This is a genomic window from Wenyingzhuangia sp. IMCC45574 (assembly GCF_054182685.1).
Genome location: NZ_CM135169.1, coordinates 3,484,427 through 3,499,919, shown reverse-complemented (window position 1 = coordinate 3,499,919; position 15,493 = coordinate 3,484,427). Strand labels below are relative to the sequence as shown.

At 34.4% G+C, this 15,493-nt stretch carries 17 protein-coding genes; 12 read left to right on the top strand and 5 right to left on the bottom strand.

Annotated features, from left to right (window positions below):
* Positions 1–92: 92 nt before the first annotated feature.
* The gene (locus ACXHHC_RS15005) at positions 93–239 is read left to right on the top strand and encodes a hypothetical protein (RefSeq protein ID WP_458227180.1); all 147 of its coding nucleotides are present in this window, start codon (positions 93–95) and stop codon (positions 237–239) included.
* Positions 240–351: 112 nt separating this feature from the next.
* Here ACXHHC_RS15005 and ACXHHC_RS15000 read toward each other — a convergent pair whose 3' ends face one another.
* Genes ACXHHC_RS15000 through ACXHHC_RS14990 form a run of 3 tightly spaced genes read right to left on the bottom strand, consistent with a single transcriptional unit; the run spans position 352 to position 1,848 of the window.
* Positions 352–996 (bottom strand): O-methyltransferase, encoded by a 645-nt coding sequence (locus ACXHHC_RS15000; RefSeq protein ID WP_458227179.1) that lies wholly within the window; start codon positions 994–996, stop codon positions 352–354.
* Positions 996–1,265, bottom strand: coding sequence for a hypothetical protein (locus ACXHHC_RS14995; protein WP_458227178.1), 270 nt, complete (start codon positions 1,263–1,265; stop codon positions 996–998). Before ACXHHC_RS14995 ends, ACXHHC_RS15000 begins: the two co-directional genes overlap by 1 nt.
* A 7-nt stretch (positions 1,266–1,272) precedes the next feature.
* A complete protein-coding gene (locus ACXHHC_RS14990) occupies positions 1,273–1,848 on the bottom strand; it encodes a sigma-70 family RNA polymerase sigma factor (protein ID WP_458229265.1) in 576 nt (191 codons plus the stop codon).
* A gap of 155 nt (positions 1,849–2,003) precedes the next feature.
* On the opposite strand from ACXHHC_RS14990, the gene panB reads away from it, so the two are divergent.
* The 6 genes from panB (at position 2,004) to ACXHHC_RS14960 (ending at position 6,979) form a co-directional block, all read left to right on the top strand.
* On the top strand, positions 2,004–2,822 hold the full coding sequence (gene panB / locus ACXHHC_RS14985; protein WP_458227177.1) for a 3-methyl-2-oxobutanoate hydroxymethyltransferase: 819 nt from the start codon (positions 2,004–2,006) through the stop codon (positions 2,820–2,822).
* 95 nt (positions 2,823–2,917) lie between these two features.
* On the top strand, positions 2,918–3,859 hold the full coding sequence (locus ACXHHC_RS14980; protein ID WP_458227176.1) for a 2-hydroxyacid dehydrogenase: 942 nt from the start codon (positions 2,918–2,920) through the stop codon (positions 3,857–3,859).
* A gap of 38 nt (positions 3,860–3,897) precedes the next feature.
* Entirely contained in the window at positions 3,898–4,674 is a 777-nt protein-coding gene (epsC, locus tag ACXHHC_RS14975; protein WP_458227175.1) for a serine O-acetyltransferase EpsC, read from the top strand.
* A 2-nt stretch (positions 4,675–4,676) separates the two neighbouring features.
* Positions 4,677–5,288: a GNAT family N-acetyltransferase gene (locus ACXHHC_RS14970; protein ID WP_458227174.1), complete on the top strand. Its 612-nt coding sequence runs from the start codon at positions 4,677–4,679 to the stop codon at positions 5,286–5,288.
* Between the two features lie 3 nt (positions 5,289–5,291).
* On the top strand, positions 5,292–6,176 hold the full coding sequence (gene cysM, locus ACXHHC_RS14965; RefSeq protein ID WP_458227173.1) for a cysteine synthase CysM: 885 nt from the start codon (positions 5,292–5,294) through the stop codon (positions 6,174–6,176).
* Positions 6,177–6,187: 11 nt separating this feature from the next.
* Entirely contained in the window at positions 6,188–6,979 is a 792-nt protein-coding gene (locus ACXHHC_RS14960; protein ID WP_458227172.1) for a DUF6503 family protein, read from the top strand.
* A gap of 67 nt (positions 6,980–7,046) precedes the next feature.
* On the opposite strand, the gene ACXHHC_RS14955 is transcribed toward ACXHHC_RS14960, so the two are convergent.
* Together ACXHHC_RS14955 and ACXHHC_RS14950 are read right to left on the bottom strand one after the other, a co-directional pair.
* Positions 7,047–7,985: an SMP-30/gluconolactonase/LRE family protein gene (locus tag ACXHHC_RS14955; RefSeq protein WP_458227171.1), complete on the bottom strand. Its 939-nt coding sequence runs from the start codon at positions 7,983–7,985 to the stop codon at positions 7,047–7,049.
* Positions 7,986–8,033: 48 nt separating this feature from the next.
* The gene (locus ACXHHC_RS14950) at positions 8,034–10,400 is read right to left on the bottom strand and encodes a penicillin acylase family protein (protein WP_458227170.1); all 2,367 of its coding nucleotides are present in this window, start codon (positions 10,398–10,400) and stop codon (positions 8,034–8,036) included.
* A 98-nt stretch (positions 10,401–10,498) separates the two neighbouring features.
* Here ACXHHC_RS14950 and ACXHHC_RS14945 point away from each other — a divergent pair, with 98 nt between their 5' ends.
* From ACXHHC_RS14945 to ACXHHC_RS14925, 5 genes are all read left to right on the top strand, one after another.
* Entirely contained in the window at positions 10,499–11,635 is a 1,137-nt protein-coding gene (locus ACXHHC_RS14945; RefSeq protein ID WP_458227169.1) for a DegT/DnrJ/EryC1/StrS family aminotransferase, read from the top strand.
* Between the two features lies 1 nt (position 11,636).
* Complete coding sequence (gene galE / locus ACXHHC_RS14940; RefSeq protein WP_458227168.1) at positions 11,637–12,650, top strand: UDP-glucose 4-epimerase GalE; 1,014 nt, start codon at positions 11,637–11,639, stop codon at positions 12,648–12,650.
* A gap of 102 nt (positions 12,651–12,752) precedes the next feature.
* Entirely contained in the window at positions 12,753–13,328 is a 576-nt protein-coding gene (locus tag ACXHHC_RS14935; protein WP_458227167.1) for an NUDIX domain-containing protein, read from the top strand.
* A 38-nt stretch (positions 13,329–13,366) separates the two neighbouring features.
* Positions 13,367–14,221, top strand: coding sequence for a hypothetical protein (locus ACXHHC_RS14930; protein ID WP_458227166.1), 855 nt, complete (start codon positions 13,367–13,369; stop codon positions 14,219–14,221).
* Positions 14,222–14,393: 172 nt separating this feature from the next.
* A complete protein-coding gene (locus ACXHHC_RS14925; RefSeq protein WP_458227165.1) occupies positions 14,394–15,482 on the top strand; it encodes a hypothetical protein in 1,089 nt (362 codons plus the stop codon).
* Positions 15,483–15,493: the final 11 nt, after the last annotated feature.

Genomic DNA, 15,493 nt, shown 5'->3' with positions numbered 1-15,493 from the left:
AATAGGCAACAATACGGTTTCTGCTCTAGGGTCTTCGTTTACTTTTGAGTAACAATATTAGAATTGTTATCTTTGTGAAAAAGCTGTATATCATGGACATACAATCTTCTAATGATGAACTTGGACCTATAAGTACTGAAGAATTGAATGCTAGAATTGACAAATCTCTACAAGACTCAAAAAATGAGAGAGTGATTGAAGCTAATGAACTCCTATCTCAAATAGAGAAATGGGTTTAAAACAACATTAAACATTTGCATCTCTCCCAAAACTTCGGGATCAGCTCGATGACCTAAAATCAATGGGTGTTCTAGCAGCCTGTGCAGAAAGAAATCGAAGTATCGAGAACTATTATTTAACCCTCGTAATCGTTAATCCATCTCTAATAGGCAATAAGACCGTTTCTACTCTAGGGTCTTCGTTTACTTTTTTGTTGTAAATAATTAACTCCTTAGTGTCTATATCTTTTTCGTTGATAACTTCATCCGTTACTTTTCCACTCCACAATACATTGTCAGACAAAATAACCCCACCTGGGTTCATTTTTTCTATGATCAAATCAAAATAGTTAGAGTAATTGGCTTTGTCTGCATCTATAAACACCAAGTCGAATTTTAAGTCTAAACTTGGAATAATGTCCAACGCTTTTCCAACGTGTTGGTGTATTTGAGGACCATGGTTAGACTTGTCAAAATATTTGCGTTGCAAGTCGTACAGTTCTTCGTTTATGTCTATGGTATGCAATTGCCCATCGGCTTGCATTCCTTCGCACATACACAAAGCAGAATAACCGGTATAAGTTCCTATTTCTAGTATATTTTTTGGGTTTACGAGCTTGGCAATCATAGAAAGCAATCGTCCTTGGTAAGCTCCACTTAGCATACGCGGATTTAAAACGGTTTGCCAAGTTTCGGTATTTAAGTCTTGTAACAGTTGGGGCTCGTTCTGAGAATGTGCTACTGCATACTCATCAATTTTCTCGGGTAAAAAGTGCATTAATCTTCTTTGTTTTCGAATCCTTTAATTTTCTCTTTCCACGCCTTCTTATCGTCCTCACTTAAACAACCCTTATTTAATTCTTGGTGCTGTTTTGCCAATTTACACATCCCCGAAAGTTCGTTGTTTTGCTTGCTAAATTTTCTACAAATCTTGCAGTAAACAAAGTGTAAATTCAACTTAATCTTATCTAAAAGTGTAGCTTCTCCATACTGTGATTTTGTACAAATCATGGTAGCCTCTTCACATGTAATTTTCAATTTTCCCATTGCCTTTCTACTTTAAAAACCAGTTATCCTCCATACATCTTCTTAACTGAGTTCTAGCTCTGTGGATGATAACCCATAGGTTAGACGACGTGATGTCCAGTTCATTACAAATATCTTCGGTATCAAATCCTTGAATCGTTTTCATCTCGAAAACCATTCTGTATTTCTCAGGCAATTTTTCAATGCACTCATTTAAGGCACCGCCTAATTCTTCTGTTTCAATATCAGCATCTGCTCCTCCACTACTCCAATCTTGTGGCACACGTTCTTCTATCCAGTTTCCTTCGTTTTCACCATCTTGGTAAAAATTCATACGAACCTCTGCCTTTCCTTTGTTGGAATTAATTTTTCTGTAGTGATCTATTATTTTACGCTTTAAAATGGAAATTAGCCAAGTTCTTTCACTGGCTTTCCCTTCAAAGTTTTTCATAGATTTTAGTCCTGCAAAAAAAGTTTCTTGCACTAAATCTTTAGCCTTTTCAGCATCATTTACCCTGGCTATGGTATAGTTAAATAGATAATCTGCGTATTCATCTATCCACTTATCAGGGTTCAACGTATGTGTTATATTTTCTTCAGACATTTTTCTGGAGTGATTTTGCTCGGATAAAGATATGATTTTATCAATAATTCTAAACATTAATATTTAAAACTAGTTTCTGTAGTTCTATTAGAAAAAAGAATTCTATTCTTTAAAAAATGAGTAATTTTACATTTGCTAATTTTTGAATTAATACGATGTCGGCAATTAAAAAGGAATACAAAAGGGTTACTACCAATTCTATTATAGAAATGAAAAGTACTGGAGAAAAAATCTCTATGCTTACAGCCTATGATTACACCATGGCAAAAATTATTGACAATGCTGGTGTAGATGTAATTTTAGTGGGAGACTCTGCTTCTAACGTAATGGCCGGTCACGAAACTACGTTGCCTATTACGCTAGATCAAATGATTTACCACGCAAGTAGTGTGGTAAGAGCCTCTAAAAGAAGTTTGGTTGTAGTAGACATTCCTTTTGGTAGTTACCAATCGGATTCTAAAGAAGCGTTGCGTTCTGCCATCCGAATTATGAAAGAATCGGGAGCACATGCAGTTAAGTTAGAAGGAGGAATAGAAGCCGATCATGCTTTGGATAGAATTATAAAAGCAGGAATTCCGGTAATGGGGCACTTAGGATTAACCCCACAGTCTATTTACCAATTTGGAACTTATACCGTTCGTGCGAAGGAAGAAGAAGAAGCTAAAAAACTTATAGAAGATGCTAAGTTCTTAGAATCTAAAGGTTGTTTTGCCTTAGTATTGGAAAAAATTCCAGCTAGTTTGGCTAAAACAGTAGCAGAACAGTTAACCATTCCGGTTATTGGTATTGGTGCTGGTTCTCATGTAGATGGTCAGGTATTGGTTACGCACGACATGGTAGGAATGACACATGAATTCCACCCTCGTTTTTTACGTAGGTATTTAAACTTGTACGACGAAATGACCAACGCTTTTCAACAATACTGTAAAGACGTTAAGTCTGTTGACTTCCCGAACGAGAAAGAACAATATTAATTTTTTGCCATATGCATTAGGCTCTATGCCATATGCTATTTTCAAAGTTATTAATCGCCTACTGCCTAAAGCTTAGAGCCTAAAGCAATAACAAAATGAAGGTACTACACATAGACAGCAATCATCCTGTACTAAAGGAAGACTTGGCTTCTTTTGGATGTGAAAATCACGAAGACTATACATCAACAAAATCTGAAATTGAAGCAAAAATGCAAGCCTACAATGGTATTGTAATTCGTAGTCGCTTTAAGGTCGACAGAACTTTTATAGATGCTGCTCCAAATTTAAAATTCATTGCCCGCGTGGGTGCTGGTTTAGAAAGTATAGATTGCGAATATGCCAAAAGCAAGGACATACAATTAATTGCTGCTCCAGAGGGAAACATGAATGCCGTTGGGGAACATGCATTGGGTATGATTCTGAGTTTATTTAACAACTTAAAAAGGGCCGATTTAGAAATACGATCTGGAAAATGGTACCGAGAAGCCAACCGTGGTTTAGAACTAGAGGGAAAAACCGTTGGATTGATTGGTTATGGAAATATGGGAAAAGCCTTTGCCAAAAAACTTAAAGGTTTTGATTGCGAGGTAATCTGTTACGACTTAAAAGAAAATGTAGGCGATGAGAATTGTCAACAAATAGATTTAGCTACTTTATTTAAGAAAACAGAAGTATTAAGTTTACACACACCACACAACGAACAATCGTTTCAAATGGTGGACGCAAACTTTATTAACAACTTCCAAAAACCGTTTTATTTAATAAACACCGCAAGAGGTACAGCCGTTGTTACCAATGCTTTGGTAGAGGGATTACAAGCTGGTAAAATTTTAGGAGCCTGTTTAGATGTTTTAGAATACGAAAAGACATCTTTTGAAAACCTATTTGAAAACGAACAGTTACCCACAGCATTTAAGTACTTAATTAACGCAGAAAACGTGTTGTTATCTCCGCATATTGCAGGTTGGACTGTAGAGTCTAAGTTTAAACTCGCCAAGACAATTACGCAAAAGGTGCAACAACATTTTTTTTCCTAAGCGTGTAATGTTTACTTTTATGCTTAGACAATTTTGATATGGAAAAAATCATTACAGAATTACAAGCTATCAAACAAAAAACAAATCTTAACTACAGTGTAAAAACATTGGTAGAAGAGTTTACTCAAAAGATTTTTGGGGTTTTGTTTGATGACACTATAGACCTAAAACAAGGCTTTAAAGAACTAGAAGTTCCTTTTAAAAAAGCTGCTAAAATATCGTGCATTTCTCCAGAATCTATTTGCGATGCTACTTGGGAGACCTTTGCCAGTAAATTACCAAAAGTACTAGAAGATTTAAACAAAGATGCTAGCTATTTTATGGAATCGGATCCTGCTGCACGTAGGTTAGAAGAAATTTACTTTGCATACCCTGGATTTTATGCCATTGCCATTCACAGACTTAGCAATGTGTTGTATCATCAGCAATTGTACTTATTTGCTCGTTTAATGAGTGAGTATGCACATAGCCAAACAGGAACCGACATACACCCTGGAGCAACAATTAAAGCACCTGTGTTTATAGACCATGCAACGGGAATTGTAATTGGGGAAACTTGTATTATAGAGCCTCGTGTTAAAATTTACCAAGGGGTTACTTTGGGGGCTTTAAGTGTTACCAAAGACAAACAAGATGTTAAAAGACATCCTACCGTAAAATCGGATGTATGTATTTATGCAAATGCAACCGTTTTAGGGGGTGAAACCGTTATTGGCGAAAATTCCATTATTGGTGGTAACGTTTGGGTGGTGAAATCTGTCCCAGAGAACTCCGTAGTGTACAATAAAATAGAATCTAACATAAAAGCAAGGTAACTATGCATATTGAGCTTTTACAAGCTGACATTATCTTAGAAAATAATCGTGTAAAACTAGTTCCTCTTGAAAACTCAAGAAATACGGAACTTACCTCTATTATTTTTGACGATGACATTTGGAAATATATGGGAATGTATGTTCAAAACGAAGCAGACTTTAAAAGCTATTTAGCCACTACTTTTGCCCAAAAAGAAGCTGGTGTTTGTTATCCGTTTTTAATTATCGATAAACAAACCAACAAAGTAGCCGGAAGCACCAGATATGGATATTTAAACCCAGCTAGTGCCAAATGCGAAATTGGATGGACTTGGTACGGAAAAGAATTTCAGGGAACGGGTCTAAACAAAGCCTGTAAATACGAATTGCTTAAGTTTGGATTTGAAGTCTTGGACTTTAGACGAATTCAGTTTAGTGCCGACCTAGAGAATATTAGATCGCAAAAAGCCATTCAGAAACTAGGAGCGCAAAAAGAAGGTGTTTTTAGAAACAACTATATAGACTCCAACGGAAATAGTAAAGACGATGTGTATTTTAGCATTATTAAAGAAGACTGGCCCACAATAAAAGAAACTATTTTTTCTGAGTATTCAGAAACAACCTTTTCAACATAAGTTATGTATCACAAGTTATTAGAATATATAGGAAATACTCCTTTGGTAGAAACAACAAATTTGGTTACTAATCCAAATGTAAAACTATTACTAAAACTAGAAGGAAACAACCCAGGTGGAAGTGTTAAAGATCGTGCTGCATACAGCATGATTAAAGGTGCTTTGGAAAGAGGAGAAATAAAAGATGGTGACAAACTAATTGAAGCAACCAGTGGAAATACTGGGATTGCTTTGGCTATGATTGCACAACTTTTAAATATTGATATTGAGTTGGTACTGCCTGAAAACTCTACAGCAGAACGTGTACAAACTATGAGAGCCTACGGTGCTAAAGTAACATTAACTTCTGCTGATACAGGAATTATAGGATCTAGAGATTATGCAGATGCCAAAGTTGCTGGTGGCGGATACATTATGCTAAACCAATTTGCCAATAACGATAACTGGAAAGCACATTACAGAACTACAGGACCTGAAATTTGGAGAGACACCAACGGTGAAATTACTCATTTTGTTTCTGCGATGGGAACTACAGGAACCATTATGGGAACCTCAACCTATTTAAAAGAACAAAACTCGAATGTGCAGATTGTAGGAGCACACCCAAGTGATGGTTCTAAAATTCCTGGAATTCGTAAATGGCCAGAAGAATACTTACCTAAAATTTTTGATCGTTCTAAAGTAGACCAAGTTATAGAAGTGTCCGAAGCGGATGCAAGAGCCATGACAAAACGTTTGGCTAAAGAAGAAGGAATTTTTGCAGGAATGAGCTCTGGTGGTTCGGTAGCTACAGCGGTTAAAGTAGCAAATTCTTTAGAAAGTGGTGTAATTGTAGCAATTATTTGCGACAGAGGAGACAGATATTTATCATCCGATTTATTTGATTAAACCACCCAATTATGAAAACAAAACAAATCTTACTAAGCACTTTATTTCTAAGTGCTTTTTTTGTGTCTTGTCAACCAGCAAAAGACAAAAAAACTCAAACAATAGAACCAGCTGTTGAAACTAACAAAGAAACAGAGATTCAAAAAATAGAGCAAGCACATCATAAAGCTCATTTTCTATCTAAAGAGGCTATTGCTTTTGATATTGAAATTGCTTTTGGAGGAAACGTAATTTTAGACGGAACCATTTCTTTACTAACCAATTCTACCAAAGCAAAGATTGAATTGAAAGACGGAAACAAAATTATAGCTATTGGAGACAAAGTATACCATTCTCCAGAAATGAAAGATAGCCCTATGATTCGTTTTCACGCTTACACTTGGTCTTACTTTTTCTCACTACCTTATAAACTTTCAGATCAAGGTACTCTTTGGTCGGAATTTGGAAATGAGAAATTAAACGAAACCGCTTACAACATTCAGAAACTAACTTTTGAGAACAATGTGGGTGACTCTCCAGACGATTGGTACTATGTGTACAGCAATCCTAAAAACCACTTATTATCTGTTGCTTCTTATATTGTAACCTATGGAAAAACCAAAGCAAAGGCAGAAGAAGATCCTCATGCCATTCAATACAACGATTTTACAACCGTAGAAGGAATTCCTTTTTCTAGTAACTGGACGTTCTGGGGATGGAATAGAAAAGAGGGCTTAACACAAGAACTAGGAAAGGCTACTTTAAAAAACATTCGTTTTGTAGAAAACGTAGATTTCAATACCGAGAATTTTACCGAGAAATAAAACATAGCTATGTCAACAAAAAACAGCCTGAAATAGGCTGTTTTTTTGTTTAAATGCAAAGCATTAATTATTTAATCTTCACTCTTAGTACTTTATCATCCGCAGTAATGTAAAGTATGCTTTTATCTTCGTTAAATGTACAGTTTCCTATTCTGGTTTCTGTTTTAATGGTACCAAGGTATTTTCCTTTAGGACTTAATAACAAAACTCCATCAGGCCCAGTCATAAAAATAGTTCCATCTGTATAAACGGCCATTCCATCAGGCTTTTGTTTCGCCTTGCTCTCTTTCCATAATTGCTGCGTATCAAACAATACACGCTCATTTTTAAAGCTGCCGTCTTTCGCAATATCAGTTGCCACCAATTTATTAGGGTTAGAATATGCTACATATAATGTCTTTTCATCAGGAGAAAGTCCTATTCCATTAGGGGTTATCCATGTTTTAGAAACCAATTGCACCTTTCCTTTAGTATTTAACTTATATACACCTTGAAAATTCAATTCCTTTTTAGTTCCTTTTTTACCAAATACAGGATCTGTAAAATAAATATTTCCTTTGCTATCTACTACAGCATCATTGGTCGCGTTTAAACGTTTTCCTTTGTAATGAGATGCTAAAACTTGAATCTTTTTTTGTGTATCATCTAACTTTAACTTGGCTATTTGTCTATCTCCTGTCTGACATAAAATTAAATCTCCTTTATTGTCTAACACCAAACCATTAGAACCTTTACCTTTTCCCTCTCCTGAGTAACCACTTGGTTTTAAAAACACCTTAGCCCCCTCCTTTTCTGTCCAGATATAAGCCGTATTTTTAGGAACATCAGAAAATAACAAAGCGTTTAATTTTGGCACCCATACAGGTCCCTCAATCCAAGTATACCCTTCCGAAAGGATTTCAATTTTGGTATCCGGAGCAATTAAGGCATCAAATTTTTTAGATTTACTATCTAAATATCCCATAGTTGCATACTTCTTTTGAGCTTCTAAATACTGGTTACTCATCAATAAACAAAATAGCAACAGGCACTTTATTACTTTTATCTTTTTCATCTATTCTTTAAAAATTAATACATTTTTGCTTTTGCGAATTTCCGCTTCGTTTAGTAACATTCTATGGTATTTTCCTTTGGCATAGTCTTCCGCTTGGTTGTCGTAAAAAGGACTCATAAAATTCCCCGACTGCCCTGTAGGTAAAATAGCATAGGAATTTTCTATGTCAGAAAAATCTACAATTCTACGTGTAGAAGGCCCTGCATTTGTTTTATAAAACCCCGTATCTGTATAATCCCACATGGTATTATTTATTGTCTGATTCCCCCCTGTTATTGGAAAAGGTCCTACATTAAAAATTTTCTTTAGTAGTTCCATTTTAGCCAAAGCATGCTCGTGCTCAATAGTGTGTACTTTCTCCCATTTCCACGTTTCTATATTTTCTCCTAATTGAGTTTTTAATTCTTTTACACAAGCTTTAAAAGTAGTCGTTGCAATCTGTTTAAAATCTTCTTTCTCTTTTGTGTTTACATTATCCCACCACGGAGAATTGGGTCTGTATATAAATTTATTCAACGTCCTTTTCCCTAGGTTGGTATTTACAAAACCTTCAAAATAATCTTCTGGTAATTCATCGCTAAATGTATTCTTAAGCAATTTTGCCGTTAACTTATAGTAAATGGTTACTCCCACATTGTCTAATCCATGATTTCCTTTCCATTTTAACAACCTATCCAAAACCAATACCTCATAATCCGATAATTCCTCTAATTGAATTCCTTTGGCAATTGCATGCATATTGTCTACCGCAATAGGGTTAATATTGTTATTTGCCAAACTTTGATTGTCTAATACCGTAAGTTTTTTCTTAGCTTCTAAGCCTTTTACAATAGCAACAGCCCTATCTCTAGACAAATAATAACCATGAAACAATCTCCCATTCATTGTATCTGCTTGGACATTGGCTGTCATTACATATCCTTTTTTAGGATTTATCGCCTTTGGGTTTTCTGAAAAAGACAACCATTTTTTATTGGTCTCTATAGGATTCATACCGTCTAAAATAAACTTGGTATTAACATCTTCATCAAACTCGTACAATTTAGCCACAGACCAAAGCGCAATATTGTTTAAAGCATCTCCATACACAAAATTCAACCCTGGTGCAGTTAAATTATCTAATGAACTTTCGAACTCCTTTATACTTTTAGCACGCGATATTCCATATCCGCATTGCAACACCTTACTTGGCTGCTCGTTAAACACCCATTGAATTGTAATAGGACCTTGGCTACTCTCCAATGTTTTTTGTTGCTGATTAAATACAGTTCCCAAAACTGTTTTTTTAATGGTGATGTTTTTAGAAGGCTTTCCTTTTACTTTTATTTCCTTGGCAATGTACTCGTAATTATAAGTTCCATTAGCCGTTATATATTTAGTTGTATCTGTTGGATGACTTTTTAATTGATAAAAATTAATATCATCGTTCTCGAACATGGTAACCCCATATGCATATTCTCTATTATGTGCCAATAAAGGGAAAGGAAACAGTCCTAAATAAAAGCCATAATTCTCTAAAGTTGGTGTTTTAATATGTGCCTGATACCAAACACAAGGTTGTGCATAACCAATATGTGGATCGTTTTCTAAGACTACTTTTCCTGTTGCAGATTTTTCACTTCCAATGACCCAACCATTACTTCCTATAAAAGGAGGAACGGGCAACTTGCTTAAAACATTATTTACCAAAGAGACTTTAATTTCTCTTTCTGTATTCGTTCCCTGAAAAACTGTATTCTCATCAGGGTTTATAGCAATATCTTTTAAATATTCTTTTCCGTATGTCTGGTCTATATAACTTAGTAGGGGATCTGTTTTAAATGCATTGGCAAAACTAAATCCCATATAAGCCGTTACATAAAACATATCTCTAGCCGTGTAATGCTCCTTTTTAATTCCCAAGAGCGTAAATTCAATTGGAGTAGTTCCGTTATCTATAAAAGCATTAACACCTTCTAAGTACGCATTTACAATACGGTTTACTTTAGGGTTCTTTTCCAGGTTTGCTACTTGCTTTTCTGTGGTTTCGTCTATCCCCATATGCGAAAAGAATTCGTCTACAGACACCAAGTCCTCCCCTAGTATTTCTGCCAACCTTCCCGATGCAATTCTACGTAACAATTCCATTTGCCAAAGTCGATCCTGGGCATGAACATAGCCCAAAACTTTCATTGCATCTACTTCTGAATCAGAAAAAATATGAGGCACCCCAATTTCATCAAAAACAACTTCTGTGTTTTTAACCCCGGCTAACTTTACAGTTCCTTTGTATTGTGGCTTTAAATTTTGAGTATAAACAAATACTGATAATACAAGAATCACAACCAGTAAGCTTAGCCCCAATAGAACTCTTTTGAGTATTTTCATTTCTCTTTTTTTTGCACGCTAAATATAACGAATCCTTAGGGTAGTTTTATAGGAATAGTTCGGAGTTTTTTGTTTATTTGTAATTCAATCAATCTTAAATGAAAGAATTGACAATGGTTGACTTAAAGAGTCAATACCTAGATATTAAAGAACAAGTTGATGCTTCTATCCAAGAAGTCATAGGTAATTCTACTTTTATTAACGGACCCCAGGTTACTTCTTTTAAACAAAACTTAGCCAATTACTTAGATGTAAAACACGTTATTCCATGTGGTAATGGAACCGATGCTTTGCAGATTGCTTTAATGGCTTTGAATTTAAAGGAAAGTGATGAGGTAATTACAGTTGATTTTACTTTTGCTGCTACAGTTGAAGTGGTAAAGTTGTTAAAATTAACTCCTGTTTTAGTAGATGTAGAGGAAGACACCTTTAATATTTCTATAAACGCTCTAAAAAAAGCAATTACACCCAATACAAAAGCAATCATCCCTGTCCATTTATTTGGGCAGTGTGCAAACATGGAAGCTATTTTAGAAATTGCCAAAGAGCACAACTTACATGTAATAGAAGATACCGCACAAGCTATTGGTGCCGACTATACTTTTAGTGATGGAACTGTAAAAAAAGCAGGAACTATGGGAACTATAGGAACTACTTCTTTTTTTCCATCTAAAAACTTAGGATGTTATGGTGATGGTGGTGCTGTGTTTACCAACGATGATGCATTGGCACATGCTATGAATGGAATTAAAAATCATGGAATGTACCAACGATATTATTACGATGTAGTTGGAATAAACTCCAGACTAGATACTATACAAGCTGGAATTTTAGACATCAAACTTCCTTTGTTAGACACTTACAACCAAGCTCGTAAACAAGCTGCTATGTATTATACAGAAGCTTTTAAAGATTGTGAATTCATTATTACACCAAAAGAATCGGATTTTTCTACACATGTATATCATCAGTATACCTTACGAATTACACAGGGAAAAAGAGATGGTTTGCATGAGTTTCTTAAAGAAGAAAAAATTCCTAATGCCATATATTACCCTGTAGCATTACACAATCAAAAAGCATACAAAACAGAAAACGTTGTAGCCAAAAACTTTGCGAATACCAATAGATTAATTACGCAAGTAATATCTTTACCAATGCATACTGCGCTCCAAAAAGAGCAACAAGATTACATAATCAAAAAGACACTTAATTACTTAAATAATACTTATTAACATGGCTAAGCAAATATTAGTTACCGGAGGTTTAGGATTCATTGGATCTCATACCGTAGTAGAATTACAAAATGCAGGTTTTGATGTAGTTGTTATAGACGATTTATCAAACACCACTATCAAAGTTTTAGATCAAATTGCAGATATTACTGGTACTAAGCCAGCTTTTGAGCAAATCGATTTACGTATCAAGCAAGATGTAAAGAACTTCTTTGACAAGTACCAAGTTGATGGAATTATTCACTTTGCTGCTTTTAAAGCTGTTGGAGAAAGTATGAGCAAACCATTAGATTACTACGAAAACAACTTAGGGTCTTTAGTTTACTTATTACAAGAAATGAGAGATAGAGGTTTACAAAACTTTATTTTCTCTTCATCATGTACTGTTTACGGACAAGCTGATGAATTACCTATTACAGAAAAAGCTCCTGTTAAAAAAGCAGAGTCTGTATATGGTAACACCAAACAAATTGGAGAAGAAATTATTCAAGATGCTTCTAAAGCACATGGATTAAATGCAATTGCATTACGTTACTTTAACCCAGTTGGAGCACACCCAACAACAAAAATTGGAGAATTACCATTAGGAGTTCCTCAGAACTTAATCCCGTTTATTACGCAGACTGCGGCTGGAATTAGAGAAGAATTATCTGTGTTTGGAGATGATTACCCAACAACAGACGGAACTGCAGTAAGAGATTACATTCACGTAGTAGATTTAGCAAAAGCACACATTGCTGCTTTAACTCGTTTAATTGAAGGTAAAAACAAAGAAACTTACGAGTTTTTTAATGTTGGAACAGGAACAGGAAGTTCTGTTTTAGAAGTTATTAACGCTTTTGAAACTGCTAACGACGTAAAATTAAAATACAAAATTGTAGACAGAAGAGCTGGAGATATTACTGCTGCTTATGCTGACACGACTATTGCCAATAAAGAATTAGAGTGGAAAACTGAATTAGGTTTACAAGAAGCTTTAAAATCTGCTTGGGAATGGCAGTTGAAACAAAAGTAATTAAATACACTTTTCTTTATACTTAACCAAAGTTTAAACCCTTTCTGTTAACACAGAAAGGGTTTCTTTTTTACTTTAGTACAAGGATTAATCAACACCAGCATGAACCAACACCTAAAAATTAAAGAAATAGAACTTCTTTCGGATGATTACCATACGCTAAACAAAGTCAATTATCATTTTTTAAATCAAAAAAACGAATGGGAAGCTACTTCTAGAGAATCTTATGATAAAGGAAATGGTTCTACCATAATTCTATACAATTTAGAAACTAAGAATATTATTCTAACCAGACAATTAAGAGTTCCAACCCATTTTAATGGAAACGAAGGAGGAATGTTAATTGAAGCCTGTGCAGGGGGAGTAGAAAATGGAGAAGACCCAAGCACATCTATTGTTAGAGAAACAGAAGAAGAAACAGGATATAGGGTTAAAAATGTGGAACGAATTTTTCATTCCTATATGTCTCCTGGCTCTGTGACAGAAATTTTATTCTTTTTTATAGCAGCATATGATGAGAACATGAAAGTAAGTTCTGGAGGTGGTTTACAAGAAGAAACAGAGAATATAGAGGTGTTAGAAATTAAATTTGAGGAAGCTTACAATATGATTGGTAAAGAAATTTTAGATGCCAAGACAATTCTATTGCTTCAACACCTTAAAATTCATATATTTTAAGTGTATTTTGTAATGTTTTATAAAAAACAAGACTCCCTATGAAAAAGACAAAAAATCAACCAAAAAAAATGAAAAAAATTGTATTTATTTTAATGAGTTTTTTAATCCTTTCTTGTACCAAAGAAGAAGAAAGCCCTTTTAAGGGAGATGGACTCATAAGAACTATTAAAGTAGTTAACTCCGACAAACTAAAAGACACTAGAGATCAATTTTTCTTTTACAACGATGATGACTCTTTAAAAAGAATACTTGGTTTTAATACATTTGCTGGTGAATACGAGTACGATTTAGAAGGTAATTTGTCTAAAATTACAAGTACCGTAACTAGCTCTTTAACTAAAACTACTACTTTTGAATATAACGAAGAGAACAAATTAATCTCTGTTACAGAACTCGCAAATGATGTTGCTGTGAGTGATCCATTAGAATTTAGCTATGAGAACAACACAATATCTATACTAGATGTTAGAGAAGGAGCTATTTTAGATATAAAAGTAGAATTAACCCTAGATACAGAAGGTAGAGTAATCACTAAGAAAACTTTTAATGGTAACGATTCTGACTTTGACCTAATTTCAGAAAAAAAATTCAATTATAATACACTCGGAAATGTTGTTTCTGTCTTAGAAACAGATTACTTACCAACGGAAACCTCAAAAAGCACTAATTATAATTACGAAACATTAAAGAATCCCTATTACGGAGCTTACTCAGAGATTTTTAAGTCTATATACCCTTGGCTTTTCTTTTCTAATATTGAAATAAACAATCGCTCTGGTATTACCCCCAATATAGTTAAAGATGCCAATATTAGCTATAAGAGAAATAACGACCTACCTACCGAAGGTTTTAACAGAAACGATGGACTTAGAACAGAATTTAACTATTATTAACATTTGTAATGTTTTATTCGTAAAATAAGTTAGAGAATAGCAGTATATTTGCCGTATATATAGTGCTATTTTCAACCAGTAAGTCCAGATTATGAAAACCTTAAAAACCATATTTTTCTTTGCTTTAATTAGTCTTTTAATCAATTGTGAAGCTAAAGATGTTGAGGGGGAATTGAAACCTGATCCGATATCTGGAGGAGGTACTGGAGGTGCCGCTGAGATTTTTGACAAAAATGTGATTATTGTAGGTTCAGGTGATGCTTCAAAAGCTGGATCTGGCTCTATAAGTTTTATTTCTACAACTGGAACGCTAACAAGAGGTATCTACAATAGAACAAATACAGATCGTACTCTAAACAATCCAACTTCATTTGGAAGAGACGGTTCACTGGGGTATATATGTACTGAAGATGGGCTCTATACTACATATAATTTCAAATTTTTACATGATACTGCTCTAAAGGATTCGGAAGGCAATATCCAATCCATTACTGATATTAAAGATGGTCTTTACCAACCTAAAGATATAGTTATTGACGGAAGTTCTGCACATGTAATTAATTGGGGAATAAATGAAGCAACCTCTACTGAACAAGCTTTTATTGAAACGCTTAGCATAGGTCAAAATGAATTCCCAAAATCAACTAAAACTATAAACTTAGATGAAGAAAAACCTATCAGTTTTGTATTACAATCCGAAAAGTTTGTAGTAATTCACCAAGATAAAAACATTATATCAATTGTAGACCCTGAAGCCTCAGAATCAAACAATGTAATTCCAGTCACATCTTTACCTTTAAAATTAATTTCGTTACCTAATGGAAATGCAGCTGTTTTGTGTGCAGGTGATGTAGAGGATGATGCTAATAATGCGATAATTTATGAGATTGATATCGACACTGAGACTATTAGTATAAAAGTAGCTTTCGGTCCTAGAGAAGAACCTAAATCGTTCGACTTTGCTAATAACTCTTACTATTATACTTTGCAACCTAATATCTATAGAATACAACCCAATGCAACAAACTCTGTTAACTCTTCTAGTGCTACAAAACTTCTAGATTCAAATGCAAATAGTGATATTGCTGTTAGTGATAATGTTATATATGCTATTAACCAAAATGATGCTGGAAGCCAAGCAAACTTTTTTGCCTACGATATAGATTCAAGAACCTCTATTAAATCGAGTATTTTAGATGAAAGGGGAACTGTTCGAATTTACTTACAAGATAAAGATTTTGGATACAATCCTAATTTCTAATATCAATACAC